A 24980-nucleotide genomic window follows, 5' to 3' on the forward strand; every position below is an offset into this window, starting at 1 on the left:
ACCGAGGTGGTGGCGAGAGGGCATCGCATTCATGCGCCCAGCAGCTCCGGCCGGTGCGCGGCGAGCCCGACGATCAGTTCGCCGAACAGCGTGTTGGCCCAGGCGAACCAGGCACGGGTGAAGTGCGCCGGGTCGTCCTGGTCGAAGGCCTCGTGCATGAAGCCGCTGCCGGCGTCCGTGTCGCGCAGCCAGCGCAGGCAGCGGCGGATCTCGGCCGGGTCGTCGCTGGTCAGCGCCAGCATGGTCAGCGACATCGGCCAGATCATGCGCAGGCCTTCGTGCGGGCCGCCGACGCCTTCGGCGGCGCGACCCCGGAAGAAGTAGGGGTTGTGCTCGCTCCAGACCCGCGCTCGCGTGCGCCGGTAGAGCGGGTCGTCGCGGGTGCAGCAGCCGAGGTAGGGCAGGCTGAGCAGGCTCGGCGCGTTGGCGTCGTCCATGAACAGGCGGTTGCCGTAGCCGTCGATCTCGTAGGCCCAGTACTCGCCGCCGTCGGCGTCGCGCAGGCGGCCGTCGCGGTGCGTCGCCTGCTCGACCTCGTCGGCGAGCGCCTCGCAGGCCTGGGCAAAGGTGGCGTCCCGGTGCAGGGCGCGGCTCATCGTGGCCAGCTGCCGCAGCGATGCGACAGCGAACAGGTTGGAAGGCACCGAGAGCGGGTACAGGCAGGCGTCGTCCGAGGGCCGGAAGCCCGAATGGATCATGCCGTTGGGGCGCGTGGGCGCGCCGTAGCCGTCCAGCGCAAGCGTCTCGGTGGGCCGGTCGGTCGGGCGCTGGAAGCGGTACGGCCCGGGGCCGTGCCGGCGCTGCTGCTCGCGGAAGGTGGCGAGCACGCGGTGCATCGCCTCGCGCCAGTCGTCGTCGAAGGGCTCGGCGTCGCCGCTGGCCTGCCAGTAGGCATGCGCCAGGCGGATCGGCCAGCACAGCGAGTCGATCTCCCACTTGCGCTCGCCCACGCCCGGCTTCATCTCGGTCGCGTCCTGCCGTGCCCAGGACAGCGGCTGCGCGCGCGGGTCGGGCATGAAGGCGTTGGCGTAGGGGTCCAGGCGTATGCAGCGCGCCTGCCGGCGGATCAGTCCGCGGAACAGCCGCCGCAGCGCGGGATCCTGCCGCGCCAGCGGGACGTAGGGGTGCACCTGCGCGGAGGAGTCGCGCAGCCACATCGCCTCGATGTCGCCGGTGATCACGAAGGTGTCCGGCTTGCCCTCGAGGGTGCCCAGCTCGACGGTGGTGTCGAGCGTGTTCGGATAGCAGTTGCCGAACATCCAGGCCAGCTTGGGGTCGCCGATGCGCGCCTGCACCGCGGCCAGCTGCCGTTCCACCGCCTCGCTGGTGAAGCGCCGCTTGGCCGGCGGCGGGCGCCGGCTCGGGTAAGACGTGGTCGACGGTACCGCGCCACGGGCCGGCCCGCCGGGAACGAGAGCGCCCGCCACCGCCGCGGTGCCGAACAGCTTGAGAATCTCGCGCCGCGTGGGCATGGCTCATTTCCCTCCGGTCATGACGTGGGCGAGGTCCTGGACCCGCAGGGCCCGGCGCAGCGCGGCAAGCGGTGCGCGGCTGTGGACGGTCAGCGTGACGCGCTCGCCGGGAAGCAGGTCCAGGCTGTTGTCCGACAGCTCGGCGTCCAGCCCGTCGAAGGACAGCCACACGGCGCGCGCCAGCACGTCGCTGCTCAGGGTCAGCGCATAGCCGTCGGCCGTCGGCTCCAGTTGCGCCCGCAGGTGCGGCAGCGGCAGGTGCAGGTCCTTCGGCGGGGCAAAGAACACCAGCGCGCGGGAGGCGGGCGCGTTGCCGTCGAGCAGTTCGAACACGGCGAAGGTGCGGTGCGGATCGGCGCTGCCGAGCAGCTGCGCGTCGCCATAGCGGGCGACCTCCGTACTGGAAAGCGGCGGCAGGGTGACCTGCGCGTCGTGGTCGGCCAGCACCTTGCCGCCCACGTCCATCAGGCGCATGCGCCAGCGTGCCGGCAGCGGCCCGGTGCGGTCGGAGACCAGCGACACCGTGGTCTGCCCATCGTGGCGCAGCGCGGCCACCAGCAGCGGCGCGTAGAAGCGGCGCGCGCGGAACTGCAGCGCCTTCCAGCGCCCGGCCACGTCGATGCTCGACCAGGACACCGCCGGCCACACGTCGTTGAGCTGCCAGTACAGCGAGCCCATCGCGCGCGGGCGTGCGGCGCGCAGGTGCTCGGCGGCGAGACCGATGCCTTCGGCCTGCATCAGCTGGCTGAGGTAGACAAAGGCGGCCAGGCCCTTCGGTTCGCCGTAGTCGCGGCGCACGTAGTCGAGCAGGCGTGCGGTGCCGTTGCCGCCGTCGAACTTCTGGTGCGCGCGCAGCACCGGCGCGTCCCACCGCAGGTCGGTGCGGCCGGCGAGGTCGCGGATGGTCTGCAGCGACGGCATCGACTGCAGGCCGTACTCGGACTGGAAGCGCGGCGTGACGTCGAGGTAGGCCTCGGCCGGCCTGGCCTCGCCCGACCAGACGTCCCAATAGTGGTAGTCACCCTCGTCCAGCGCGCTGGCCATGCCGTCGCCGCCGGTGCTGGGCGAACTGGGCCAGTAGGGCACGTCGGCATCGTGGTGCGCGACCACCTCGCGCAGCACCGTGCCGAACAGGTGGCGCATGCCCTGCTCGATCCGGGTGCGCTCGGCCGGCGCGAGCGTGCGCTTGAGCGCGAGGCGGTCGCCCCAAGACGCCCAGCTGCTCTGCACCTCGTTGTTGCCGCACCAGAGCACCAGGCTGGGATGGTCGCGCAGGCGCTCGACCTGCTCCAGCGCCTCCTGCCGCACGTTGGCCACGAAGGCGCGGTCGTAGGGCGGGATCGAGCCGCCGAACATGAAGTCCTGCCACACCATCAGGCCGAGCCGGTCGGCGTCCTCGTAGAACGCGTCCGGCAGGTAGTAGCCGCCGCCCCACACGCGCAACATGTTCATGTTCGCGTCGCGGGCGGCCTGCAGGACCGCGCGCATGCGCGCCGCGGTGACCCGCGTGGGGAAGCTGTCGAACGGCACCAGATTCGCGCCCTTGGCGAAGATCGGGATGCCGTTGACCACGAAGGCGAAGCCGCGGCCCCAGCGGTCGTGGTCACGCCGCAACTCGACCGTGCGCAGGCCGGTGGCGCGGCGGCCTTCGTACAGGACGTGGCCGTCGCTGTCGCGCAGCACCGCCTCGAAGGTGTACATGGCCTGGGCGCCGTAGCCGGCCGGGTACCACAGCTGCGGCTCGGCGATGGACACGGATACGCCGACCTGGCCGTTGCCTTGGGCGATTTCGACGCTGTGCTCCTGCTTCGCGACGACCCGCCCGTCGGGGCCGAGCGTGGTCACTTCCAGCGACGCGGGCAGGCGGCCGTCGGCGTCCACCGCCAGTCGCACGTCGACGCGCGCCGCGTGCCGGTCGACGTGCGACGGCGTGGCATGCAGCGCATCCACGCGCAGCGTGTCCCAGCTCACCAGCCGCACGTCCTGCCAGATGCCCTCGGTGACGATGCGCGGGCCCCAGTCCCAGCCGTACTGGTAGGCGGCCTTGCGCACGTAGGGCGTGGTCTGCCTGCCCTTGGGCTCGTCGCCGAAGGCGGAATCGTAGGCGCCGGGCAGCGCGTAGGGCTGGCGCTGCAGCCACGGCTGCAGGCGCTTGATCGGCGAGTACAGGCGCACTTCCAGGGTGTTGCTCCCCGCGTGCAGCCAGGGCTTCGCGTCGGCCTGCCAGCGGCGGAACATGTTGTCCGCGGCGAGCAGCCTGTGGCCGTCGAGCCAGACCTCGGCGAAGGTGTCCAGGCCGTCGAACACCAGTGCGACGTGGCGGCGCGCCAGCGTCGACGTGTCGACCTCGAAGGTCGTGCGGTAGACCCAGTCGGACAGGCCGACCCATTGGATCTGCGCCTCGTGGGTCCCCACGAAGGGATCGGCGACCAGGCCGGCGGCCATCAGGTCGGTCTGCACGCTGCCGGGGACGGTGGCCGGCAGCCAGCGGGCCGCCTGCGGATGAGCCCGCGCGTGGCTGTCGCCGGGGGCGAGGCGGAACTGCCAGTCGCTGTCGAGGGTGCGCGTGGCGAGCGGGGCCGCATGGCCGAGTGCCGGCAGCAGGATCAGCAGCAGGGCGGCGATGCCGCAGGAGCGCGCCGGGGCCGACGTATGGGTGCGAGAGGTCTGGCCGTCCCGTGCCCGGACGAGGTGCCCCTCCTTCGCCCCGGTCCGCGCCCCCGAGGCCGGAGGAGCAGGCCGCATGGCGCGGCCTCTCCCACGGGCCCGGGCGAGGGCAGGGATGAGGGCGAGGCGGGCGGCCACTCAATCCACCTTCAGCACGTCGTTGGAGCGGTCCGCTTCCGGCAGCGCGTGCGCCGGATCGAGCGCCGCCGAGACCACCTTGCGGGTCCCGGCCACGCGCACCACGTAGCGGGTGTGCTGCTGCCAGGTCTCCACCGGCACGCGCACGTCCCGGGTGCTGCCGTCGTCGTAGGTCAGGCGCAGCGTGGTGGGCAGCACCAGCCGGTCCAGGTTCGCCACGGTCACCGCGGCGCCGTGCGACCAGTCGCCGTCGATCGGTTCGACCTTGCGCACGGCCATGTCGAACTGCCAGTTGTGCTGGTACCACCCGCGCCAGAACCAGCCCAGGTCCTCGCCCGCCTCGCTTTCCATGAAGCGGAAGAAATCCGACGGGCTGGGATGGTGGTAGGCCCAGGTGGCGATGTACTTGCGGAAGGCGTCGTCGAAGCGCTCGGGCCCGAGGATCTGCTCGCGCAGCAGCACCAGGCCGAAGGCGCCCTTGAAGTAGCTGACCGGGTGGCGGTACTTCTCGCTGGTCATGTCGGCACCGTTGAGCAGCGCGGGCGCGGCGGGATCGGCCAGCACCTGCGCGATCTCGTCCGCCGGGTTGCCCCCGTGCGGCGCGTATTCGCTGTCGCGCTTGGGCGCGTACTCGCCGTGGTTGAAGGCGTCGTCCTCGCCGATGTCGATGAAGGTGTTGAAGCCCTCGTCCATCCATGCATGGCGGCGCTCGTTGGAGCCCACGATCATCGGGAACCAGCTGTGCCCGATCTCGTGCGCGATCACCATGTGCAGGCTCTTGCCCTTGGCGCGCTTGGCGTCGAAGGTGATGCCCGGGTACTCCATGCCGCCCGCGGTGCCGGCCTCGTTGATCGCCACCGGCCAGGGGTAGGGGTACCACTGCCTGGAGAAGTATTCGGTGGAGGCCTTGAGGTACTCGGTGGCGCGGCCCCAGGCGGCCCCGCCGGCGCTTTCGACCGGATACACCGACATCGCCAGCGCGGTCTTCCCGTGGGGCAGGTTGATGCGCGCGGCATCCCATACGAAGGCCCTGGAGGCGCCGAAGGCGACATCGCGGGTGTCGTGCATGCGGAAGTGCCAGGTCAGCGTGCCGCTGCGCTTCGGTCGGCTGGCCGGGTCGGTGACCTCGGCGGGCGTGCGGATCATCACCGTCGCGTCGCTGTGGCGGGCCCGGTCCAGCCGCTCGATCTCGGTGGAGGTAAGCACGTCCTGCGGGTTCACCAGCTCGCCGGACCCGGCCACGATCATGTCCCACGGCACGGTGACGCTGTAGTCGAAGTCGCCGTACTCCAGGTAGAACTCGCTGTTGAGGTAGGGCGCGGTGTCCCAGCCGCGCAGGTCGTCGTAGACGCACAGGCGCGGGTACCACTGGGCGATCTCGAAGATGTCGCCGTTCTTGCTCGGGTTGACGTCCATGCGCCCGCCGAACTCGCCCGGCACGGTGAAGCTCCAGGCGATGTGCACGCGCACGCGGCCGCCCTTGGGCGCGAGCGCCGCGGGCAGGCGGATCTGCATGCGGGTGTCGGACACCAGCCACTTCACCGGCTGGCGATGGCCCTCGGCGTCCTCGACCTCCACCGAGGCGATGCGGTAGCCGCTGGTGAACTCGGTGGGAAATTCGTCGGTGAAGGCGCCGCGCGCGTCGGGCTTGTAGCGGTTCTGGTCCAGCTGCAGCCACAGCACGTCCAGCGCGTCGGGGCTGTGGTTGGTGTAGGTGATGGTCTCGCGGCCGGTGAGCAGGCGACTGGCCGGGTCGAGCGTGGCCTCGATGCGGTAGTCGGCACGGTTCTGCCAGAACAGCGGGCCGGGCTTGCCGTCGGCCGAGCGATAGGCGTTCACCGGGTCCGGATAGGTGAACGGCGCGAAGGTTTCCAGCGGGTCGTAGCGGGGCTTGTCGGCGGCCGCCGCGGCGGTGGCGAGCGCGAGCAGTGCGCCGACGAGGAAGAAAGGCAGGGCTTTGTGCATGGGGATCCCCTGGGGTCGCGAAACTAGGGCTGGCCGCCGGCGCGGATCAGTGCGAGCACCTCGTGGCAGGCGCCCATGGTGTGGTAGTCGGTCTTGCCGGCCGGGCTCTTTTCGTCGTCGTACTTGCGGTTGTCGTGGGTGAGGATGCGGTACCAGGCGCCGTAGCGGTGGTCGACGAAATGCTGCCAGGCATAGCTCCAGAGCCGCTCGTACCACTGGTCGTATTCGGCCAGCCCGGTGCGCGCGTGCAGCAGCGCGGCGGCGGCCAGCGACTCGGCCTGCACCCAGAAGTACTTGTCGCCGTCGCAGACCTGGCCGTTCGGCGCGAAGCCGTAGCTGATGCCGCCGTGCTTGCCGTCCCAGGCGCGCATCAGTGCGGTGTCGAACAGGTGGCGCGCGGTCGGCAGCAGCCAGCGCTCCTCGCGGCCGCGCTCGGCGAGCATCGACTCCATGATCAGCAGCAGCTTGGCCCACTCGGTCTGGTGGCCGGGCTGGAAGCCCCAGGGGCGGAACAGGTGGCGCGGGTTGTCGCGGTTGTAGTCCCAGTCGACGTTCCACTGCGCGTCGTAGTGTTCCCACACCAGGCCGCCGGCCTTGGCCGCCTGGCGACGGGTCATGTGGTCGGCCAGGAGCAGGGCGCGGTCGAGGTAGCGCGGGTCGTCGCTGGCCTGGTAGGCGGCCAGCATCGCCTCGCACATGTGCATGTTGGCGTTCTGGCCGCGGTAGGGCGAGAAGTTCCAGTGCGCGTCGGCTTCGTCGCGGTACAGCCCGGCGTCCGCGTCCCAGTAGCGGCGCTCGAGCAGCTCCCAGGTCTCGTCCATCCACGGCGCCGCCTCCACGATGCCGGCGCGGCGCGCGCTGGCGCAGGCCAGCAGCACGAAGGCGACGCCGTAGGCGTGGTTGGTGCGATCCTCCGGCCTGCCGTCGCGCAGCGTCCAGGCGTAGCCGCCCGTCGCCGGATCGCGATGTACCTCGTGCACGTAGCGCAGGCCGTGGCGGGCGGCTTCCAGGTAGTCGTTGTCCTCGAACTCGACCGCGGCCAGCGCGTAGTTGAAGACGAAGCGCGTGCTGCTCACCAGGTGGCGATGACTGCGGTCGTAGACCGTGCCGTCGTCCTTGAAGTAGTGGAAGAAGCCGCCGGCCGGGTCGATCGCGCGCGGGTGATAGAACGCCATCGTCTGGGCGATGTGCTCGCGCAGGAAGCTTTCGCTGCGGAAATCGGGCAGGGGGGTCATGGCTGGGATTCCAGGAAGGCGTGGACTTCCGCAGCGCTGGGCATGGCGCTGAAGGAGCCCTGGCGGGTCACGGTGAGCGCGCCGCAGGCGGCGGCGAAGGCGAGCATCCCGCCGAGCGCCGCGCGGTCGTCGAGCAGCGCATCGAGCGCCGCGACGCCCCCGAGCTCGGCGAGCCGGCACAGCAGGCCGCCGACGAAGGCATCGCCGGCGGCGGTGGTATCGACCGCATCCACCTGCGGGCAGGGCAGCTCGCCCTGCGCGTCGCGGCGGAACCAGCGCAGCGGACGCGGGCCATCGGTCACCACCAGCAGGCGCGTACGCCCCTGCCACAGGCGTTCGAGCAAGGCGCCGTCCTCGGCCAGCCAGGCATATTCCTCCGCGCACAGCTTGACCACGTCGGCCAGGTGCAACGCCGGCCACACCGAAGGGCGCGGGTCGGATTCGCGCGGCCACAGCGCCGGGCGCAGGTTGAGGTCGAAGCTGACCAGCGCGCCGGCGGCCTGCGCTCGGCGCATGCCTTCGCGCGTGGTCTCGGCCAGCGCCGGGTCGGTCATGCTGTTGGAGCAGACGTGGAACACCGAGACGTCGTCGAAGGCTCCCGCGCGGAAGTGCTCCGGCCGGAACAGCAGGTCGGCCGACGGCGGGCGGTAGAAGTTGAAGCTGCGCTCGCCGCGTGCGTCCAGGCTGACGAAGGCCAGCGCGGTGTTCGCCTCGCCGGTGCGCGCCACGTCGCCCACGTCGACGCCGGCGCGACGCAGGCTGTCCAGCAGGAAATCGCCGAACGGGTCGAGCGCCAGCATGCCGGCGAAGCGCGCGCGGCCGCCCAGCCGCGCCACCGCCACGGCCACGTTGGCCGGCGCGCCGCCGGCGAAGGGGACGAAGGCGCGCGGGAATCCGGTCTCGCCCACGCCTTCGGCGTGGAAATCGATCAGCGCTTCGCCGAAACAGAGGATGCCAGGTCGCATGCCGGGCCCTCAGCGGGTCAGTGCCGGCGCGTCCACGACGCGCGAGCCGCACAGACCGTAGAACACGATGTAGGCGTAGCACAGCGCCGGCAGCACGAAGGCAAGCTGCACCCCGATCCGGTCGGCCAGTGCGCCCTGCGCGAACGGCACCAGGGCGCCACCGACGATCGCCATGATCAGCAAACTCGAGGCCTTCTCGGTCAGCGGGCCCAGGCGCTCGATGCCGAGCGTGAAGATGGTCGGAAACATGATCGAGTTGAACAGGCCGATCGCGACCACGCTCCACGTGGCCGTCATGCCACCGGTGCTGATGGTGGTCGCCAGCAGCAGGATGTTGATGCCGGCGAACAGCGCCAGCAGCGCGCGCGGGGAGTAGCGCGTCATCAGCCAGGATCCGGCGAAGCGGCCGATCATGGCGCCCAGCCAGTAGTACGAGACGTAGGTGGCCGCTGTGGTCTCGGGCATGTTGCCGATCTGCGGCAGGGTCAGGTAGCTGACCATGAAGCTGCCGATCGACACCTCGGCACCCACGTAGCAGAAGATGGCGATCACGCCGAACAGCACGTGCGGGTGGCGCAGCGCGTCGAGCAGCGTGTGGTGCTCGCGGTCGGCCTGCTCGGTGGCCTCTTCCAGCGCGGGCAGGCGGAACAGGTACACCAGCACCGCCAGCGCGAACAGCGCGACCGCCAGGCCGAGGTACGGACCCTGTACCGCGTGCGCTTCCTGCGTGCGGTAGGCCAGTTGCTCCGCGGGCGCGAGCTGGGTGACTTCCAGCGAGCTCTTCACCGCGACCGAGAGGATCAGCAGGCCGCCGAAGTGCGGCGCCAGGAAGGTGCCGAAGGAGTTGAGCGCCTGCGCCAGGGTGAGCCGGCTGGAACTGGTGCGCGCAGGTCCCAGCAGCGCCACGTACGGATTGGCCGCCACCTGCAGCACGGTGATGCCGGTAGCCAGCACGAACAGGGCGCCGAGGAAGGCGGGATAGGAATGCAGCCCGGCCGCCGGCCAGAACCCCGCCGCGCCCACGCCCGCGATCGCCAGGCCCGCGACGATGCCGAGCTTGTAGCCCAGGTGCGCCACCAGCCGTCCGGCCGGTAGCGACGTCAGGAAGTAGGCGCCGAAGAAGGTGAACTGCACCAGCATCGCCTGCGCGTAGTTCAGTTCGAACAGCGCCTTCAGGTGCGGAATCAGGATGTCGTTGAGGCAGGTGAGGAAGCCCCACATGAAGAAGATCGTGGTGACCACGCCCAGTGCGAGCGGATAGTCGGTGTAGCGCTCGCGCGTGCCGTCCGCGGGCGCGGCGGGCGTCGGGGTGGGGGCGTTGGCGAAGGCCATGGGGGCTCCTGGTCAGGCGAGGGGAGGACAGCTGCTGGCACGGACCACCAGCTGTACGGGTGCGATCACGCGACGCGCGGCGGCGCCCGGGTCGCGCAGGCGTTCGAGCAGCATCTGCGCCGCCTGGCGCCCGCGCGCCCGCGGCGCGGCGACCAGCGTGGTCAGCGGCGGACTGGCCAGCGCGGCCTCGGCGATGTCGTCGAAGCCGGTGACGGCGAAGTCGCGGCCCGGCGTGTGGCCCTGGCGCGTCAGGCCCTGCATCAGGCCCAGCGCGACCGCGTCGTTGTAGCAGACCGCGGCGGTGGGCGCGGGCACGGCCGCGAACAGCGCCGGCACGCAGGCGGCCGCGTCCAGGCGCGTGGGGGCGCACTCCACGCGCCAGTGCGCCGCCACGGCCGCGCCGGCAGCCCGCATGGCCGCCAGGTAGCCGGCGTGGCGCTGGCGGCAGGAGCTGGAATCGTCGTGGCCACCGAAGAAGGCGATGTGGCGGTGGCCGAGCGCGAGCAGGTGTTCGGTGGCCTGGCGCGCGCCCTGCTGGTTGTCCAGCGCCAGCACGTCCCAATGCGCGGCTTCTGGCAGCTCGCCGCCCAGTTCGCGGTTGAACAGCAGCAGTGGCGTGGCCGCGCCGACCGTGGCCAGCACCTGGACGGCATCGCTGCCCTCGGCGGGCGACAGGATCAGGCCGCCGGGGCCGTGCTCGATCAGCGAGCCGAGCACCGCCTGTTCGCGCCTGGGCGACTCGCTGGTGGAGCCGAGCAGGGTGACGAAGCCGGCCGCGCCCACCACCTCGTCGACGCCGGCAGCGAACTCGGCGAAGAACGGGTTGGCCAGTTCGTTGACCACCAGCGCGATGGACGAGGAGGTGCGCCGGCGCAGGTTGGCCGCCGCGCGGTTGTAGACGTAGCCCTGGCGCCGCAGCTCGGCCTCCACCCGCGCGCGGGTGTCCTTGTGCACCAGCGGGCTGCCGCGCAGCACCAGCGAGACGGTCGCGCGCGACACGCCGCAGCCGGCGGCGATGTCGCGCAGGGTGACCTTGCGGCCGAGCGGTGCATTGGTATCCATGGAGGGCTGCGCAAGTTAGAACGATCCAAATCTAGCCGATCGGACCGGCCAGGGCTTCACGCAGCGCAACATGCGCCGGAGGCGGCGCGCTGCTAGGTTTGGAACGATCCAAACCTGGAGATACCCATGGCCCGCCTGTCCTGCCTGCTCGTCCTCGGCCTCGGGCTGCTGCCCGGGCTGGCCGCGGCCGGCCATGCCGCCGACGTCGATCCGCGCATCGGCACCGGCGGCGACGGCCACACCTTCCCCGGCGCCACGGTGCCGTTCGGCATGATCCAGCTCTCGCCGGACACCGCGATGCCGGACTTCAAGCACGCCTACAAGTGGGCCGCCGGCTACCAGTACGGCGACGACAGCATCCTGGGCTTCTCGCACACGCACTTCTCCGGCTCGGGCCACTCGGACCTGGGCGACGTGCTGGTGATGCCGATCGCCGGCGAGGTGAAGCTCGAGCCGGGCGACCCGAAGGTACCCGGCAGCGGCTACCGCTCGCGCTTCGATCATGCAAGCGAGGTGGTGCAGGCCGGCTACTACGCCGTGACCCTGGCCGACTACGGCATCCGCGCCGAGCTCACCGCCGGGCGGCGCATCGGCTGGCACCGCTATACGTTCCCCAAGGGCAAGGGCGCGCACCTGCTGCTCGACCTGCGCCCGAGCATCTACGACTACCCCGGCAAAGTGCTGTGGTCGCACCTGCAGATCGCCGACGACGGCACCGTCACCGGCTGCCGCACCACGCGCGGCTGGGCGCCGGGGCGGCAGCTCTGCTTCGCCATGCGCTTCGACCGGCCGATGGTGTCGCGCACGCTGTACGACCGCGAGACCGACGTGGCCTACAAGGGCTTCAAGGGCCCGGGCAACCAGCCGGCCGACCACGACGCGCAGAACGGCCGCGCGCTGGTGGGCGTGTTCGACTTCGGCACGCTCACGCGGCCACTTCAGGTGAAAGTGGCGATTTCCACGGTGAGCGCGGCCAATGCGGTCGCCAACCTCGACACGGACGGCCAGGGCTGGGACTTCGACGCCCGCCGCGCGCAGGCGCAAGCGGCCTGGGACAAGGCGTTGGCGGTGATCGACGTGGACGCGTCGGCGCCGGTGCGCACGCAGTTCTACACCGCGCTGTACCACGCCATGCTGTCGCCCACGCTGAGCATGGACGCCAACGGCGAGTACCGCGGGCCCGACCATGCCGTGCACCGGGCCGAGGGCTTCGATTTCTATTCGACCTGGTCGCTGTGGGACGTCTACCGCGCGCAGCAGCCGCTCATGGTGCTGTTGCGGCCGGACCTCAGCACCGATTTCGTGCGCTCGCTGATCGCCGCGCGCGAGGCCAGCCCGTTCGGCATCCTGCCGGTGTGGGCGTACCAGGGCCTGGAGACCTGGTGCATGATCGGCTACCACGCCGTGCCGGTGATCGCCGACGCCTACGTCAAGGGCGTGCGCGGTTTCGACGCCGGCAAGGCGCTGGATGCGATGGTCGCCAGCGCCACCTACGCGCCCTACGGCGACCTGGCCGACTACATGAAGCTCGGCTACGTGCCGATCGACCGCGAACCCGAAGGCGCCTCCAAGACCCTCGAATACGCCTACGACGACTGGACCATCGCGCAGATGGCCAGGGCGATCGGCCGCGAGGACGTCGCCGCGACCTTCGCCCGCCGCGCCGGCAACTGGCGCAACGCCTGGGATGCCAAGACCGGCTTCATGCGCGCGCGGCTGGCGGACGGGTCGTTCCGGGAGCCGTTCGACCCCTCTGCGGCCGGCTACGGCAGCGACTACACCGAGGGCAACGCCTTCCAGTACTCCTGGTACGTGCCGCAGGACGTGCCCGGGCTGATCCAGGCGATGGGTGGCGAGGCGACGTTCGTGCAGCGGCTGGACGCCGTGTTCGACGCCAAGGTCGATCCCGCGCACTTCAAGCACGTGGAGGACATCACCGGCCTGATCGGCTGGTACGCGCACGGCAACGAACCCAGCCACCACATCGCCTACCTGTACGACTACGCCGGCGCGCCGTGGAAGACCCAGGCCAGGCTCAAGCAGATCATGGACAGCCAGTACGCCGCCCGCCCGGACGGCCTGGCCGGCAACGACGACCTGGGCCAGATGTCCGCCTGGTACGTGTTCACCGCGCTGGGCTTCTACCCGGTGGCGCCGGGCAGCGACCGCTACGCCCTGGGGCGGCCGTTCGTGGCGCGCGCCACCCTGCACCCGGCCGGCGGCAAGGCATTCACGGTCACGGCCGCGCCGCTGGACGATGCGCATCCGTACGTCGGCGAGGTCACCCTGAACGGCCAGCCGTTGCCGCAGCCCTTCCTGCGCCACGCCCAGATCCTGGCCGGCGGCGAGCTGCACTTCCGCATGCAGGCCACGCCCTCGCACTGAGGCGCCGCCAGCCGCACGCGCTTCCGGGCGGGGCCGGAGCGGCGGGCTTCGCCCGCGCGCCCGGCCGCGCGGTCCGCGGGCGCGCGGCCGGGTCACGTGAAAGCGGTCATCACCCCTTGCTAACGTCCGGTGGGCTTCCATAGCGGATTTACCGGTCGCGGTTGCTGCATCGTAAGCTGCGCCTGCGCCGCGCCAGCCAGCGAGGATCTCCAGCCGCATGTCCCGTAGCCAACGCGTCCTGCTGCCCAGGCTCCGCCGCGGTCTGCACCGCTGGCGGGTGCCGCGCTGGCGCATGACCGGGCTGCTCAGCGCCGTGCTGGTGATCGTCGCCCTGCCGTACCTGGCCACGCGCTTCAGCCACGAGGATGCGATGCAGGCGGCGCAGCTGGTCACGCATTCCTCCGAGGTCAAGTCGCTCACCTACCGGATCGCCTACGTCACGCGCAGCAGCGAGGCGGCGGTGTACCGCCTGCTGGAAGGCGACAAGGAGGCCGGCCTGACCGGCAAGGCGCGCCAAGCCGGCAACGACGTGCCCGCGCTGCTCGGCCAGCTGACCGACATGACCCGCGACAACGCCGAGCAGCAGGCGGCGATCGGTGCGCTGGGCAACGTGGTCAACGGCCGCCTCGCACTGCTCGAACAGGCGTTGGCGCGGATCCAGAAGGGCGACCACGCCGGTGCCGTGGCCGCGCTGCACGACGCCGGCACGCTCTACCGCATGGACCAGCAGATCGAAACGGTCGTGCGCAACGAAGGCAAGGTGCTGATGGAGCGCCGCGCGCATGCCCGGCGCAGCGCCTTCCAGAGCACGCTGGTGCTGGCCATCACCTCGGTGGCGCAGATCGTGCTGCTGTCGGTGATCGTGCTGGTGTCGGAGCGGCAGATCGCGGGCCGCCTGCGCGCGGAGCGTCGCGAGAGCCAGGCGGTACGCCGGTCGCAGATGATCGTACAGGCGGTACGCGAACCGATCGCGCTGCTCGACGCGCAGTTGCGCACGCTGCTGGTCAACACCGCCTTCAGCGAGCTGTACGGCCTGCCGGCGCGCGACGAACAGCGCCCGTCGCAGCCCCTGCGGGAACTGGGCGACGGCGCCTGGAGCGACGGCGCGCTGCTGCAGCGCCTGCGCGACGTGCTGCTGCACGACCGCGAGCTGTGGGACTACGAACTGGTGCAGCGCACGGTCGGCGGCGTCGACCGGCACGTGATGGTGAACGCCCGTCGCCTGCAGCAGCACGAGGGCGACGAGCCGGTGCTGCTGCTCACCGTCAGCGACGTCACCGCGCGCGCGCTGGTCGAGCAGCAGGTGAAGGAACTCAACCGCCAGCTGGAAGGCAAGGTGGCGCAGATCTCCGACGTGAACCGCGAGCTGGAGGCGTTCAGCTACTCGGTCTCGCACGATCTGCGCGCGCCGCTGCGGCACATCGCCGGCTTCACCGGCAAGCTCAAGCGCCACCTCGAACAGCACCTGGACGACACCGCGGCGCACTACCTGGACGTGATCGCCACCTCGTCCACGCGCATGGCGCAGCTGATCGACGATCTGCTGGTGTTCTCGCGGCTGGGGCGCGGCGCGCTGCGGCTGCAGGCGGTGGACATGCAGTCGCTGGTCGACGAGGCGCGCGCGCTGGCCGAGTCGGAGGCGGGCGAGCGGCGCATCGAATGGACGATCGGCCCGCTCCCGGTGGTGGTCGGCGACGAGAACATGCTGCGCACGGTGTGGCAGAACCTGATCGGCAATGCGGTCAAGTACACGGGCCGGCGCGAGGTGGCGCGCATCGCCATCGGGGTGGAGCGCGACCGCAACGGCGAGTACGTCTTCACGGTGGCCGACAACGGCGCGGGGTTCAATATGGAGTACGCCGGCAAGCTGTTCGGCGTGTTCCAGCGGCTGCACCGCGCCTCCGAGTTTCCCGGCAACGGCATCGGACTGGCGAACGTGCGGCGCATCGTCGCGCGCCACGGTGGCCGGGTCTGGGCCGAGGCCGAACCGGACCGCGGCGCGAGCTTCCACTTCTCGCTGCCCGCGACCGAACTGGCGGACACGCGCACCACGAGGCGCTCATCATGATCGCGAATCGCAACCTGGGCTCCGTATTGCTGGTGGAGGACAGCCTGGCCGACGCCGAGATGGCGATGGATGCGCTGCGGGAGGCCAACCTCGCCAACCCGGTCGTGCACGTCGAGGACGGCGTGGACTGCCTGGATTACCTGCACTGCCGCGGCACCTGGCAGGGGCGCGAGCCGCTCGATCCGGCGGTGATCCTGCTCGACATCAAGATGCCGCGGATGAACGGCCTGGAGGTGCTCACCCGCCTGCGCGAGGACGAGCGCCTGCGCCTGATCCCGGTGGTGATCCTGTCCTCCTCGCGCGAGGAGAGCGACTTGGCGCGCAGCTGGGACCTGGGCGTCAACGCATACGTGATCAAGCCGGTGGATGTGGACCAGTTCTTCGAGGCGGTGCGCACGCTGGGCCGCTTCTGGGCGGTGCTCAACCAGTTGCCCGAGCACGAGTGACGGCGCCGACGGAACCCTCAGGAGCACAGAAGCCGCATGGTCCATCGCACGCCGCGCCCGTTGCCGACGATCCACATCCTGCACGTCGAGGACGATCCGATCGACGCCGAACTGATCCTCGCGGAGCTGGACGCGGACGGTATCGAGTACCAGGCGCGGGTGGTCGACAACGAAGCGGACTACCTCGCCGCGCTGGACGAGTTCCAGCCGGACATCGTGCTGTCCGATCTCAGCCTGCCGGGCTTCTCCGGGCAGCGCGCGCTCGATCTGCTGCGTCGCCGCGACGAGGATCTGCCGTTCATCTACGTCTCCGCCACGCTGGGCGAGGAGGCGGCCGTGGAGGCGCTGCGCAACGGCGCCACCGACTACATCCTCAAGCAGAACCCGGCGCGCCTGGCCAGCGCGGTGCGCCGCGCGCTGGCCGAGGCCGAGGCGGTCCGCGCCAAGCGTCACGCCGAGGCGGAACTGATCCGTGCACAGCGCTTCGAGAGCCTGGCGATGCTCGCCGGCGGTCTCAGTCACGACCTGCGCAACCTGTTGCAGCCGCTGCTGCTGGCCGGCGACAGCCTGCAGGACTACCAGGACGACCCGCGCCTGGCGCGGCTGGGCGCACTGGTGCGCGACTGCGGCCGCCGCGGCCTGCAGATGGTGCAGTCGATGCTCTCCTTCGCCCGCGGCGCCCGCCGCGCCGAGCAGGTGAAGGTGGGCGCGCTGCTGGACGCGCTGGGCCTGCTGCTGCGCGGCAGCGTGCCCAAGGGCGTGCGCATGGAGATGGAGATCGAGGACCGCGAGCTGGCCTTCGAGGGCAACCACACCGAGCTGCAGCAGGCGCTGCTCAACCTCTGCCTGAACGCGATCCAGGCGATGCCCGAGGGCGGCCGGCTGCGGGTGGTCGCCGCCCAGCGCGAGCTGGCCGGCGACTTCTTCCTGCCCGAGGAGCCGGTGAAGCCGGGGCGCTACCTGTGCCTCACCGTTGCCGACACCGGCATGGGCATGACCGCGGAAGTGCGCGATCGCCTGTTCGAGCCGTTCTTCACCACCAAGGAAGGCGGTACCGGCCTGGGCCTGCTCTCCTGCCAGCGCATCGTCGCCAGCCACGGCGGCGTGATGCGGCTGGACAGCGAACCGGGCAAGGGTACGGCCTTCCACCTGTACATCCCGCTGGAGGAACCGCAGGCCGAGGTGGCGCCGGAGGAGGAGAGCGAGAGCCTGATGGGCGAGGCCGAGCGCGTGCTGGTGGTGGTGGAGGAGGCCGGTCCGCTGTCGCTGCTGGTCGACGTCCTCGACGGCTACGGCTACCAGCCGCACGCCAGCCAGAGCGGCACCGCCGCGTTGCAATGGATCGAGGCGCACGGTGTGCCCGACCTGGTGGTGATGGATGCCGACATGAACCTGTTCACCGGAGTGCGCACGCTGGCCGCGCTGATCGAACACGGCTACCGCCGCTCGGTGCTGCTGCTGGCGCGGCCCGAGGCGCCCCCCGACCTGGAGGAGCTGCCCAGGCTGGACCGGCTCTACCTGGTGGACAAGCCGATCAACACCCAGCAACTGCTGCGCACCATGCGCCAGGCGCTGGGAGGACAGGAGTCGGGGGCGGAGGGGTAGCGCTTCCGTTTCCGGAGAGCACAGGGCAGAGGGCGAGGGAAGCGCAGCGAGGGCGCAAGTCCGAGCGTGGCGGCGGAATGGCGCGCGGCGGTACGCGCCGGCGCGCCGCGACCGGCCACGGCTGCAGCGGAAGCACCCGCGCGTCAGTCGATCCCGAGCTTCTTGAGCTTGTAGCGCAGCGCGCGGAAGGTGATGCCCAGCTTCTTCGCCGCCGCCGTCTTGTTGTAGCGCGATTCCTCCAGCGCCTTGATGATCGCGCTGCGCTCGAGGTTGCTGATGTAGTCGTCCAGCGGCATGCCGCTGCCCGGCCCGGCATGGGGCATCGGCGGCTGGGCGGCGACCGGCGCCCCCGGCTGCGGGGCGTGCATGGCCGCATGCGCGGCGGTCACCGGTTCGTGCTGGCGCAACGGGCGCTGCGGCAGCATCAGGTCGTCGGCGCCGATGGTGTCGCCTTCGCACATCGCCATGGCACGCTCGAGGATGTTCTCCAGCTCGCGCACGTTGCCGGGGAAGTCGTAGTCCTCCAGCGCCTGCTGGGCGTCCGGCCGCAGCCGGCCGGGCGTGCCGCCGCTCTTGGCGGCGAGCTGGCGCAGGATGAAGGCGGCCAGCTGCGGCACGTCGCCGCGGCGCTCGCGCAGTGGCGGCACGCGCAGCTCGATCACGTTGATGCGGTAGAACAGGTCCTGGCGGAACTGGCCCTGTTCGACCAGTCGGCCCAGGTCCTTGTGGGTGGCCGAGAGGATGCGCACGTCCACCGGCACTTCCTCGCGCGCGCCGATCGGGCGCACCGCCTTCTCCTGGATCGCGCGCAGCAGCTTGACCTGCATGTGCAGCGGCAGCTCTGCCACCTCGTCCAGGAACAGCGTGCCGCCATGCGCGGCCTGGAACAGGCCCTCCTTGTCCGCGCTGGCGCCGGTGAAGCTGCCCTTCTTGTGCCCGAAGAACTCGCTCTCCATCAGCTCCGAGGGGATCGCGCCGCAGTTGACCGGTACGAACGGCCCGCTGGCACGCGGGCCCTGCTCGTGGATCAGCCGTGCGACCAGCTCCTTGCCCACGCCCGACTCGCCCGCGATGTACACCGGCGCCTGGTTGCGCGCGAGCTTGGCGATGGTGGCGCGCACCTGCTGCATCGCCGGCGAGTCGCCGACCAGCCGGCCGGCCGCGCCGATGGCCGCGGACGCGCCGCCGCCGCTCCTGCGTTCCTCCGCCAGCTGCAGCGCGGTGCGCACCAGCCGGCGCAGCATCTGGATGTCGACCGGCTTGGAGACGAAGTCGAACGCGCCCGCCTTGAGCGCGCTCACGGCGGCGTCGACGTTGCCGTAGGCGGTGATCATCGCCACCGGCATGTCCGGATGGGTGGCGGCGATCAGCTCGATCACCTCGTGGCCGGTGCCGTCGGGCAGGCGCATGTCGGTGAAGCACAGGTCGTAGCTGCGTTCGGCCAGCGCCCGGCGCGCTTCCGCGACGGTGCCTACGGCGTCCACCTTCAGGTCCATGCGGCCCAGCGTGATGGTGAGCAGCTCGCGGATGTCGCGTTCGTCGTCGATGACCAGGACGGTCTGTGCGGACATGATTCTCTAGCTAGCGTGGCGGCAACAGCCGAAGGTTATAGGGATGTTCAGACGAATTCCATGCGGCCGCGTCCCGGCGACCGCCGTTGCGGGCACTAGCCGGCGGCGGCCGCTTCCTGCGGGTGGCGCGCCGGCGGGGTGAGCACCAGCCGGAAGCAGCTGCCGCCGCCGGCCACGCGCACGTACTCCAGCGACGCCTGGTTGGCCTCGCTCATCTGCCGTGCCAGGTACAGGCCCAGGCCGGTGCCGTATTCGTGGGTGGTGTAGAACGGCTCGAAGATCTGCGCCGCGACCTTCGGCGCGATGCCGGGGCCGCGGTCGATCACCTCGAGGATCGGCACGCCGTGCTCGCCCTGGCGCACCACCACCATCACCCGCGCCGGCTCGCCGGGCAGGCGGCCGTAGCGCAGCGCGTTCTGCACCAGGTTCCACACCACCTGCTGCAATTGCTGCGGGTCGGCCACCGCCGCCACCGGGGCGCCGCTGGTGATCACCCGCAAAGAGTCCTCGCCCAGGTCGTTGCCCTGCTTGTATTCCTCCACGAAGCCGTGCGCCCAGCGGCCCAGGTCCAGCGTCTCCGGCCGCGACCGCTCGCGCCGCGAGAGCTGCAGGATGTTCTCGATTATCTCGTTCAGCCGCACGCAGTGGTTGTTGATGATCTCGACCATGCGCGCGTCGCTGGGGTTGAGCTCCTTGGACTCGGCCAGCAGCTGGGCGGAGTAGCGGATCGCCGCCAGCGGATTGCGGATCTCGTGCGCGATCGAGGCCGAAAGGCGGCCCAGCGAGCTCAGCGTGAGCTCCTCCGCGCGGCGCGACAGCAGCGAGGTGTCGTCCAGGAAGATCAGCACGTGCGAGTCGTCGTTGGGCGCCAACCGGGTGAAGCGCGGCACCACCTCGGGCACGCCGTCGGCGAGCTGGGTGGCGGTCTCGTCCAGCTTGCCCGAGGTCATCCAGTGGTACAGCCGGCGCGAGAGTTCCGGCGCCAGCTTGCCCAGGTCGCGCTGGTCCGCCGGCGGGTTGCCCAGCAGCATCCAGGCCGACTCGTTCATCTGGTGGATGCGGTTGGCGTCGTCCACCAGCAGCACGCCGGTCTTCATGCGGCGGATGATCAGCTCGTTGACCTGCGACAGGTTGGCCAGGTCCAGGCTGCGCTGCTCGGCCAGCGCTTCGGTGGCGCGCAACTGGCGGCCGAGCACGTGGCAGAGCGTGGTCGTGGCGAAATAGGCCAGGCCGAACAGCCCCGATTCGAGCAGTTCGCCGTCGACCGGCGTCTTGGTGATCAGCGTGTGGCCCAGCATGCCCAGCGTGGCCAGTGCGGCGAAGAAGCTGGACAGCCGCAGCGGCAGCACCAGGGCGCCGGTGGACAGGTTCACCGCCAGCATCATGGCGATGCCGATGCGTGCCTCGTGGATCAGCCATGCCGCCAGCACCGCCACCAGGATGTCCACCACCAGGGCGCCGGACACCACCAGCCGCGCCTTGGCCATCGCGTGGCGGGTCTGCACCAGCATGCCCACGGCGAACAGCAGGTAGACCCCGACCACCACATAGGCCAGCACCGGCTGCTCCAGCGTGGGCCAGGTCAGCCGCGGCGAACTGATCGCCAGGCCGGTATAGACCAGCGCCTGGGCCAGCCGGAAATAGTTGAGGAAGAACAGCTCGTGGCGGATCGCCGGGGCAGCCGGCCGGGCCGGCTGGAAGGTGGGCGGTACGGTGCTGGGAACGGAGGAGGGCACGATCGCGGCGTCGAGGCTGGCGTCGTCCGAGTATAGACACGCCGGCGCGTGCCGCCACGCCCCGGTTGCGCACGGCCGCACCGGATGCCGTCTCACGCGTCGCTCACGGCCGCCCCGCGGAGCGGCCCTTTCCATCAAGGGCGGCTTTAAGGGAAAATGCCCGGCCGTATTGCGCGGTTTCTGCCCGGTACCCCCGCGGCAGCGCGCACTGCACGCCGGCAGCGCGTCGTGAAAGCCCGCCGTCCGACCTCTCCCGCGCCCACGCCGCCAGCGCGCGTGCGGCCCGACACGTTTCCCCGTTCGCTCGAGGTATCGAATGAATTTCCACGAGTACCAGGCCAAAGAGCTGTTCGCGCAGTACGGCATCGCCGTACCGCCGGGCAAGGTTGCCAACTCCCCCGATGCCGCCGTCGACGCCGCCAAGGCGCTGGGCGGCTCGCAGTGGATGGTCAAGGCGCAGATCCACGCAGGCGGTCGCGGCAAGGCCGGCGGGGTGAAGTTCTGCAAGAGCCTCGACGAGGTGCGTGCCGCCGCCAAGGGCATGCTGGGCACCCACATGGCGACCTACCAGTCCGCCGGCCGCGCGCTGCCGGTCAACCTGGTGCTGGTGACCGACGCCACGAACATCGCGAAGGAGCTTTATCTCTCGGTGCTGGTCGATCGCGACTCGAAGGCGATCTCCTTCATCGCCTCCAAGCACGGCGGCGTGGACATCGAGCAGGTGGCCCGCGACACGCCCGAGGACATCCACACCGTGGTGGTGGATTTCGTCGAGGGCCTGCAGCCCTACCAGTGCCGCCAGCTCGGCTTCGCGATGGACCTGAATCCCAAGCAGGTCAACCAGCTGACCAAGATCATGCTGGGCCTGTACAAGCTGTTCAACGAGAAGGACCTGTCGCTGGTGGAATTGAATCCGCTGGCGATCCTCGAGGACGGCAACCTGGCTGCGCTCGACGGCAAGGTCAACTCCGACGACAACGCCGACTTCCGCCATCCGGAGCTGGTCGCCATGCGCGACCTGACCCAGGAAGACCAGGCCGAGGCGGCCGCCGTGCAGCACAACCTCAACTACGTGACCATGGACGGCTCGATCGGCTGCATGGTCAACGGCGCGGGCCTGGCGATGGCGACCATGGACGTGATCAAGCTGGCGGGCGGCGAGCCGGCCAACTTCCTCGACGTCGGCGGCGGCGCGACCAAGGAGCGCGTGACCGAGGCGTTCAAGCTGATCCTCTCCTCCGAGAAGGTCAAGGCGATCCTGGTCAACATCTTCGGCGGCATCGTGCGCTGCGACCTGATCGCCGAGGGCATCATCGCCGCGGTGAAGGAAGTGGGGCTGACCATCCCGGTGGTGGTGCGCCTGCAGGGCACCAACGTGGAGAAGGGCCGCGAACTGCTGGCCAACTCCGGCCTGGCGATCACGCCGGCCGACGATCTCAACGACGCGGCCCAGAAGGCCGTCGCCGCCGCCAAATAACCATGTAGGAGCGAGCTTGCTCGCGGTGTTTTTCGCTCGGCTGCCCGTCGTCGGACCAAGCACATCGCGAGCAGGCCCGCTCCCACGAAGAAGAACAGGAACCTATCTCCATGAGCGTTCTGGTCAACAAGAACACCAAGGTGCTGGTGCAGGGCTTCACCGGCCAGCAGGGCACCTTCCACGCCGAGCAGGCGATCGACTACGGCACCAAGATCGTCGGCGGTGTGACCCCCGGCAAGGGCGGCACCGAGCACATCGGCCTGCCGGTCTTCAATTCGATGGAAGAGGCGGTCGCCGAGACCGGCGCCGACGCGTCGGTGATCTTCGTGCCGCCGCCGTTCGCGGCCGACTCGATCCTCGAGGCGATCGACGCAGGCATCCGCGTGATCGTGGCGATCACCGAAGGCATCCCGGTGCTGGACATGCTGCGCGTGAAGAACGTGCTGGCACAGCATCCGGAGACCGTGCTGATCGGGCCGAACTGCCCCGGCATCATCACCCCGGGGGAGTGCAAGATCGGCATCATGCCGGGCCACATCCACCAGCCGGGCAAGGTCGGCATCGTGTCGCGTTCGGGCACGCTGACCTATGAAGCCGTGTTCCAGACCACCAACGAAGGCCTGGGCCAGTCCACCTGCATCGGCATCGGCGGCGACCCGATCAACGGCCTTAACTTCATCGACTGCCTGAAGCTGTTCCAGGACGACCCGCAGACCGAGGGCATCATCATGGTCGGCGAGATCGGCGGCAGCGCCGAGGAAGACGCCGCCGAGTTCATCGGCGAATACGTGACCAAGCCGGTGGTCTCCTTCATCGCCGGTGCGTCGGCGCCTCCGGGCAAGCGCATGGGCCATGCCGGCGCGATCATCTCCGGCGGCAAGGGCACCGCGGCGGCCAAGTTCGCGGCGCTGGAGAAGGCGGGCGTGACCACGGTGAAGTCGCCGGCGGACCTCGGCAAGACGCTGGCGAAGCTGATGAAGTAGGGCACGACCTCTGCGCACGACAAGAGGCCACGCACCTGCGTGGCCTTTTGCTTTCAAGCGCCATCTCCCCTCAGGGGATAGGGAGCCAGGTGTTGGCGCTGCGAACACCCGCCCCCACTATCATGGCGATCCCCCACCACCACGCCCGCCCATGAGCGCCCAACTCCGCCTCGCCCTGGCCCAGTTCGACTTTCCCGTCGGCGCGGTCGCCGCCAACACCGTGAAGATCCGCGAGCTGATGGCCCAGGCGCACGCCGGTGGCGCGGACCTGGTGGCTTTCCCGGAACTGGCGATCAGCGGCTACCCGCCGGAGGACCTGCTGGTGCGCCCCAGCTTCCTGCAGGCCTGCAACGAGGCGATCGCCGAGCTGGCCCGGGGTACCGACGGCATTGCCGCGCTGGTCGGCTTCCCGCACAGCGAGGGCGAGGTCTACAACGCCGCGGCGCTGCTGCGCGAAGGCCGCATCGAATGCGTCGCGCACAAGCAGGCGCTGCCCAACTACGGGGTGTTCGACGACAAGCGGTATTTCCGTCCGGGCCATGCCAGCGCCACCGGCATGATCGGCGGCGTGCGCGTGGGTTACCTGATCTGCGAGGACATCTGGCAGCCGGAACCGGCCGCACAGGCGGCCGCCGCGGGCGCCGAGCTGATCGTGGTGGTCAACGCCTCGCCCTGGGATGACGCCAAGCAGGCCGCGCGCGAGGAGCAGCTCATCGCCCGTGCGCGCGAAACCGGCTGCGCGATCGCCTACCTCAACCTGGTCGGCGGCCAGGACGAGGTGGTCTATGACGGCGCCGCGCTGCTGGTGAACGGCGACGGCCGCGTGGCCGCACGTGCCCCGGCCTTCGTCGACGCGCTGCTGTGGGCGACGTTCGACCCGGCCACCCGCACGCTGACGGCCGATGGCTGGCCGGTCGTGGCCGACCCGCGGCCCGAGGCCACGCTCTACGCGGCACTGGTGCGCGGCATCCGCGACTACGTACAGAAGAACGGCTTCCCCGGCGTGCTGCTCGGCCTCTCCGGCGGCATCGATTCGGCGCTCACGCTCGCGTTGGCGGTCGACGCGCTGGGTCCCGGGCGGGTCACCGCGGTGATGTTGCCCACGCGCTATACCTCGCGGTTGTCGCTGGAGGGCGCGCGCGAGCAGGCCGAGCGGCTGGGCGTGGACTACCATGTGATCGACATCGAGCCCACCTTCCAGTCCTTCCTCGCCGCGCTGGCGCCCGCCTTCGGCGGCAAGGGGCCGGACGTCACCGAGGAAAACCTGCAATCGCGCACGCGCGGCGTGATGCTGATGGCCCTGTCCAACAAGCACGGCCGGCTGCTGCTTTCCACCGGCAACAAGAGCGAGATGGCGGTGGGCTACGCCACGCTGTACGGCGACATGTGCGGCGCCTACGCGCCGCTCAAGGACGTGTACAAGACGGTGGTGTACCGGCTGGCGCAATGGCGCAACGAAGCCGAACGCGCGCGACTCGCCCGCGAACCGGCCAGGCGCGCCACGGTACCGGCCATGGTCGGCGTGGGCGGCAACGGCGAGGAGGGCGCCACGCATGCCGCACCCGGCGTGTGGATCATCCCGCCGGCCGTGATCGAGCGCCCGCCCTCGGCCGAGCTGCGCGAGGACCAGACCGACCAGGATTCGCTGCCGCCCTATGACGAGCTGGACGGCATCCTGCGGCGGTTCATCGAGGGCGAGCAGTCGCAGGCCGAGATCGCGGCACAGGGTTTCCCGGTGGAGACCGTGCACCGTGTCGCCAGCCTGGTCTTGCGCAACGAGTTCAAGCGCCGCCAGGCCGCCCCGGGGCCGCGCGTGACGGCCAAGGCCTTCGGCCGCGAGCGGCGCTACCCGATCACCTCCGGCTGGCTCTAG

The 24980-nt window shown here is 70.6% G+C and carries 16 protein-coding genes and 1 pseudogene; 7 read left to right on the top strand and 10 right to left on the bottom strand.

What is annotated here, in order from left to right; genetic code table 11:
- Nucleotides 1–29: 29 nt before the first annotated feature.
- The 8 genes and pseudogenes from WAT24_RS12455 to WAT24_RS12485 all read right to left on the bottom strand — a co-directional run bounded on the left by WAT24_RS12455 (nt 30) and on the right by WAT24_RS12485 (nt 10836).
- Complete coding sequence (locus WAT24_RS12455; RefSeq protein WP_336808210.1) at nt 30–1472, bottom strand: glycoside hydrolase family 125 protein; 1443 nt, start codon at nt 1470–1472, stop codon at nt 30–32.
- 3 nt (nt 1473–1475) lie between these two features.
- Entirely contained in the window at nt 1476–2150 is a 675-nt protein-coding gene (locus WAT24_RS16530) for a glycoside hydrolase family 2 protein (protein ID WP_425605302.1), read from the bottom strand.
- 1005 nt (nt 2151–3155) lie between these two features.
- A pseudogene (locus WAT24_RS16535) lies at nt 3156–4217 on the bottom strand (glycosyl hydrolase 2 galactose-binding domain-containing protein); the annotation flags it as partial.
- A 60-nt stretch (nt 4218–4277) separates the two neighbouring features.
- Nucleotides 4278–6242 carry a M1 family metallopeptidase gene (locus WAT24_RS12465; RefSeq protein WP_336808212.1) on the bottom strand — a complete coding sequence of 655 codons (1965 nt, stop codon included), beginning with the start codon at nt 6240–6242 and terminating at the stop codon, nt 4278–4280.
- 23 nt (nt 6243–6265) lie between these two features.
- Complete coding sequence (locus WAT24_RS12470; protein ID WP_336808213.1) at nt 6266–7477, bottom strand: AGE family epimerase/isomerase; 1212 nt, start codon at nt 7475–7477, stop codon at nt 6266–6268.
- Nucleotides 7474–8442, bottom strand: a complete 969-nt coding sequence (locus tag WAT24_RS12475) for a carbohydrate kinase family protein (protein WP_336808214.1) — start codon at nt 8440–8442, stop codon at nt 7474–7476. Before WAT24_RS12475 ends, WAT24_RS12470 begins: the two co-directional genes overlap by 4 nt.
- Nucleotides 8443–8451: 9 nt before the next feature.
- Entirely contained in the window at nt 8452–9774 is a 1323-nt protein-coding gene (locus WAT24_RS12480) for a sugar MFS transporter (protein WP_336808215.1), read from the bottom strand.
- Between the two features lie 12 nt (nt 9775–9786).
- The gene (locus tag WAT24_RS12485; RefSeq protein ID WP_336808216.1) at nt 9787–10836 is read right to left on the bottom strand and encodes a LacI family DNA-binding transcriptional regulator; all 1050 of its coding nucleotides are present in this window, start codon (nt 10834–10836) and stop codon (nt 9787–9789) included.
- Between the two features lie 126 nt (nt 10837–10962).
- Between WAT24_RS12485 and WAT24_RS12490 the strand changes: the two genes are divergently transcribed.
- The 4 genes from WAT24_RS12490 to WAT24_RS12505 all read left to right on the top strand — a co-directional run bounded on the left by WAT24_RS12490 (nt 10963) and on the right by WAT24_RS12505 (nt 17340).
- Nucleotides 10963–13221, top strand: a complete 2259-nt coding sequence (locus tag WAT24_RS12490) for a GH92 family glycosyl hydrolase (RefSeq protein ID WP_336808217.1) — start codon at nt 10963–10965, stop codon at nt 13219–13221.
- Nucleotides 13222–13513: 292 nt separating this feature from the next.
- On the top strand, nt 13514–15289 hold the full coding sequence (locus tag WAT24_RS12495) for a sensor histidine kinase (RefSeq protein ID WP_425605303.1): 1776 nt from the start codon (nt 13514–13516) through the stop codon (nt 15287–15289).
- Complete coding sequence (locus WAT24_RS12500) at nt 15286–15735, top strand: response regulator (RefSeq protein ID WP_336808220.1); 450 nt, start codon at nt 15286–15288, stop codon at nt 15733–15735. The genes WAT24_RS12495 and WAT24_RS12500 overlap by 4 nt, the downstream gene beginning before the upstream one ends.
- Before the next feature lie 36 nt (nt 15736–15771).
- On the top strand, nt 15772–17340 hold the full coding sequence (locus WAT24_RS12505) for a response regulator (protein WP_336808221.1): 1569 nt from the start codon (nt 15772–15774) through the stop codon (nt 17338–17340).
- A gap of 143 nt (nt 17341–17483) precedes the next feature.
- On the opposite strand, the gene WAT24_RS12510 is transcribed toward WAT24_RS12505, so the two are convergent.
- Entirely contained in the window at nt 17484–18911 is a 1428-nt protein-coding gene (locus WAT24_RS12510) for a sigma-54-dependent transcriptional regulator (protein ID WP_336808222.1), read from the bottom strand.
- 95 nt (nt 18912–19006) lie between these two features.
- Nucleotides 19007–20647, bottom strand: coding sequence for a sensor histidine kinase (locus tag WAT24_RS12515; protein ID WP_425605301.1), 1641 nt, complete (start codon nt 20645–20647; stop codon nt 19007–19009).
- Between the two features lie 316 nt (nt 20648–20963).
- Here WAT24_RS12515 and sucC point away from each other — a divergent pair, with 316 nt between their 5' ends.
- From sucC to WAT24_RS12530, 3 genes are all read left to right on the top strand, one after another.
- Entirely contained in the window at nt 20964–22124 is a 1161-nt protein-coding gene (gene sucC, locus WAT24_RS12520; RefSeq protein ID WP_336808223.1) for an ADP-forming succinate--CoA ligase subunit beta, read from the top strand.
- Between the two features lie 110 nt (nt 22125–22234).
- On the top strand, nt 22235–23107 hold the full coding sequence (gene sucD, locus WAT24_RS12525) for a succinate--CoA ligase subunit alpha (RefSeq protein ID WP_336808224.1): 873 nt from the start codon (nt 22235–22237) through the stop codon (nt 23105–23107).
- 151 nt (nt 23108–23258) lie between these two features.
- Nucleotides 23259–24980, top strand: coding sequence for an NAD+ synthase (locus WAT24_RS12530; RefSeq protein ID WP_336808225.1), 1722 nt, complete (start codon nt 23259–23261; stop codon nt 24978–24980).

It is taken from the genome of Fulvimonas yonginensis (assembly GCF_037137055.1).
Taxonomy (GTDB): domain Bacteria; phylum Pseudomonadota; class Gammaproteobacteria; order Xanthomonadales; family Rhodanobacteraceae; genus Frateuria_A; species Frateuria_A yonginensis.

Coding starts and splice junctions, on each gene's coding strand:
- WAT24_RS12500 (WP_336808220.1), top strand. CDS start 15,286: ATGATCGCGAATCGCAACCTGGGCTCCGTATTGCTGGTGGAGGACAGC.
- WAT24_RS12530 (WP_336808225.1), top strand. CDS start 23,259: ATGAGCGCCCAACTCCGCCTCGCCCTGGCCCAGTTCGACTTTCCCGTC.
- sucD (WP_336808224.1), top strand. CDS start 22,235: ATGAGCGTTCTGGTCAACAAGAACACCAAGGTGCTGGTGCAGGGCTTC.
- WAT24_RS12490 (WP_336808217.1), top strand. CDS start 10,963: ATGGCCCGCCTGTCCTGCCTGCTCGTCCTCGGCCTCGGGCTGCTGCCC.
- WAT24_RS12480 (WP_336808215.1), bottom strand. CDS start 9,774: ATGGCCTTCGCCAACGCCCCCACCCCGACGCCCGCCGCGCCCGCGGAC.
- WAT24_RS12455 (WP_336808210.1), bottom strand. CDS start 1,472: ATGCCCACGCGGCGCGAGATTCTCAAGCTGTTCGGCACCGCGGCGGTG.
- WAT24_RS12485 (WP_336808216.1), bottom strand. CDS start 10,836: ATGGATACCAATGCACCGCTCGGCCGCAAGGTCACCCTGCGCGACATC.
- WAT24_RS12495 (WP_425605303.1), top strand. CDS start 13,514: ATGACCGGGCTGCTCAGCGCCGTGCTGGTGATCGTCGCCCTGCCGTAC.
- WAT24_RS12475 (WP_336808214.1), bottom strand. CDS start 8,442: ATGCGACCTGGCATCCTCTGTTTCGGCGAAGCGCTGATCGATTTCCAC.
- WAT24_RS12465 (WP_336808212.1), bottom strand. CDS start 6,242: ATGCACAAAGCCCTGCCTTTCTTCCTCGTCGGCGCACTGCTCGCGCTC.
- WAT24_RS12470 (WP_336808213.1), bottom strand. CDS start 7,477: ATGACCCCCCTGCCCGATTTCCGCAGCGAAAGCTTCCTGCGCGAGCAC.
- WAT24_RS12510 (WP_336808222.1), bottom strand. CDS start 18,911: ATGTCCGCACAGACCGTCCTGGTCATCGACGACGAACGCGACATCCGC.
- WAT24_RS12505 (WP_336808221.1), top strand. CDS start 15,772: ATGGTCCATCGCACGCCGCGCCCGTTGCCGACGATCCACATCCTGCAC.
- sucC (WP_336808223.1), top strand. CDS start 20,964: ATGAATTTCCACGAGTACCAGGCCAAAGAGCTGTTCGCGCAGTACGGC.
- WAT24_RS16530 (WP_425605302.1), bottom strand. CDS start 2,150: ATGGGCTCGCTGTACTGGCAGCTCAACGACGTGTGGCCGGCGGTGTCC.